2 protein-coding genes are annotated in these 2,241 nt (G+C 65.2%); both read left to right on the top strand.

Features of this window, described 5'->3' with window-relative positions; all coding sequences use genetic code 11:
• The first annotated feature begins 150 nt into the window (after window positions 1-150).
• Window positions 151-1,008, top strand: a complete 858-nt coding sequence (locus HLH28_RS17770; RefSeq protein WP_182961932.1) for an SDR family oxidoreductase — start codon at window positions 151-153, stop codon at window positions 1,006-1,008.
• A 57-nt stretch (window positions 1,009-1,065) separates the two neighbouring features.
• Window positions 1,066-2,235, top strand: coding sequence for a zinc-dependent alcohol dehydrogenase (locus HLH28_RS17765; protein WP_182961931.1), 1,170 nt, complete (start codon window positions 1,066-1,068; stop codon window positions 2,233-2,235).
• The last annotated feature ends 6 nt before the right edge of the window (window positions 2,236-2,241 follow it).

Here is a 2,241-nt window from a genome sequence, read left to right as displayed (position 1 = left end):
CGGGAGAAACCCGCGTGGTTCTGCCGCGTAGACAGCACTGCCCCGCCGTGAAATGTCCGCCGAGGCGCAACGGCATTGCGGCCCCGGCCGCTTTTCATGCAAGACATGAAAGACGGCGGCCGAACGCATCTTCACGCATGGAGAGGCCGAATGACAGGGAACAGCCACGACAGCTTTGCCCCGCAGCCGCAGGAGCCGCCGGGCCGCACCGACGCCATGCGACCGAAGCCCGATCACGGCGAGACCACCTACAGGGGATCGGGACGCCTGGCGGGCAAGAGAGCCCTGATTACCGGCGCGGATTCCGGAATCGGCCGGGCCGTGGCGATCGCCTTCGCGCGCGAGGGCGCCGATGTCGCCATCGCCTATCATGATGAGCACGAGGATGCACGGGAGGCTGCATCATGGGTGCAGCAGGCAGGTCGCAAGGCCATTCTGCTGCCGGGCGACGTGGCAGGGAAGCCGCATTGCGTCACGCTGATCCAGCGCACGGTGGAAGCGTTCGGCGGCATCGACATTCTGGTCAACAACGCCGCGCATCAGAAAAGCATCGAAAAGCTGGACGATATCGACGAGGCCGAGTGGGACACGACATTCCGCACGAATATCTACAGCATGTTCTTCCTCTGCCAGGCGGCGGTGCCGCATATGAAGCCCGGCGCCGCGATCATCAACACCACGTCCATCAACGCGGATGCGCCGTCCCCCCACCTGCTGGCCTATGCCGCGAGCAAGGGGGCCATCGCCAATTTCACGGCCGGTCTCGGGCAGCTTCTGGCGCCGCAGGGCATCCGGGTGAATGCGGTGGCGCCGGGGCCGATCTGGACGCCGCTGATCCCCTCGACCATGCCGCCCGAGGCCGTGAGGACGTTCGGACAGAACACCCCGCTGGACCGTGCCGGACAGCCGGCCGAGGTCGCGCCGGCCTATGTCCTGCTGGCATCGGACGAGGGAAGCTACATGACCTCCGCCATCATTCCCGTCACCGGGGGACGGCCGATGCTGTGATCACCGAAGACATCGTCCCGGCGGCCACGCCGCCGCCCCGGGACAGGGAGACGAGTCATGAAGGCACTGGTATGGCACGGCAAGAGCGACATCCGCTGCGAGAGCGTCCGGGACCCTATCCTGGAGGATAGCCGGGATGCGATCATCCGGGTCACCGCCTGCGCAATCTGCGGGTCGGACCTGCATATCTTCGACGGAATGATACCGGAGATGCACCATGGCGACGTCCTGGGCCATGAAACCATGGGTGAGGTGGTGGACGTCGGGAAAGACGCCGGAGATCTGAAGGTGGGCGACCGCGTGGTGGTGCCCTTCACCATCGCCTGCGGGGAATGTTTCTTCTGCAGGAACGGCTTTCACTCCGGATGCGAACGGACCAATCCGGACCACGCCAAGGCCGAGCGGCTGTGGGGCCATTCGCCGGCCGGCCTGTTCGGCTATTCCCACCTGCTGGGCGGCTACGCGGGGGGCCAGGCGGAATATCTGCGCGTTCCCTACGCCAATGTCGGGCCAGTCAAGGTCCCGGAGCAGCTGACCGATGAACAGGCGCTGTTCCTGTCGGACATTTTTCCCACGGGCTACATGGCGGCGGAGTTCTGCAATATCCAGCCGGGCCAGACCATCGCGATCTGGGGCTGCGGTCCGGTAGGGCAGATGGCGATCCGCAGCGCCTTTCTTCTGGGCGCCGAACGGGTCATCGCCATCGACACCGTGCCCGAGCGGCTGGCCCTGGCCGAGGCCGGAGGGGCCGAGACGATCAATTTCAGGACCGAGGACGTCTATCCCCGCATTCAGGACCTCACGGCCGGCCGCGGCGCGGATGGATGCATCGATGCCGTCGGCACCGAGCCCGATACATGGAGCGGCGTCGATGCGGTGGTGGACCGCATCAAGACGGCGACCTTCCTGGGAACGGACCGCCCCCATGTGCTGCGTCAGGCCATCATGTGCTGCCGGAACTTCGGAACCGTCTCCATTGTCGGCGTCTATGGCGGCCTGCTCGATAAAATTCCGATGGGATCGGCAATCAACCGGGGCCTGACCTTCCGCATGGCACAGACGCCGGTACAGCACTACCTGCCGATGCTGATGGACAGGATCGTCAAGGGCGACATCGATCCGTCCTTCGTCATCACGCATCGGGCCACCCTGGAAGAGGGGCCCGAGCTCTACAAGACATTCCGCGACAAGCGGGACGGATGCATCAAGGTCGTCATGAAGCCTTGACGAAGC

The sequence above is a fragment of the Gluconacetobacter tumulisoli genome, from assembly GCF_014174155.1.
GTDB classification, from domain to species: Bacteria; Pseudomonadota; Alphaproteobacteria; order Acetobacterales; family Acetobacteraceae; genus Gluconacetobacter; species Gluconacetobacter tumulisoli.
Note: the sequence above shows the minus strand (reverse complement) of the source record. Positions and strands in the feature narration are given on the sequence as shown.

Bases quoted from the DNA above. Each gene is read 5' to 3' on its own strand.
- HLH28_RS17765 (WP_182961931.1), top strand. From the start codon at position 1,066: ATGAAGGCACTGGTATGGCACGGCAAGAGCGACATCCGCTGCGAGAGC.
- HLH28_RS17770 (WP_182961932.1), top strand. From the start codon at position 151: ATGACAGGGAACAGCCACGACAGCTTTGCCCCGCAGCCGCAGGAGCCG.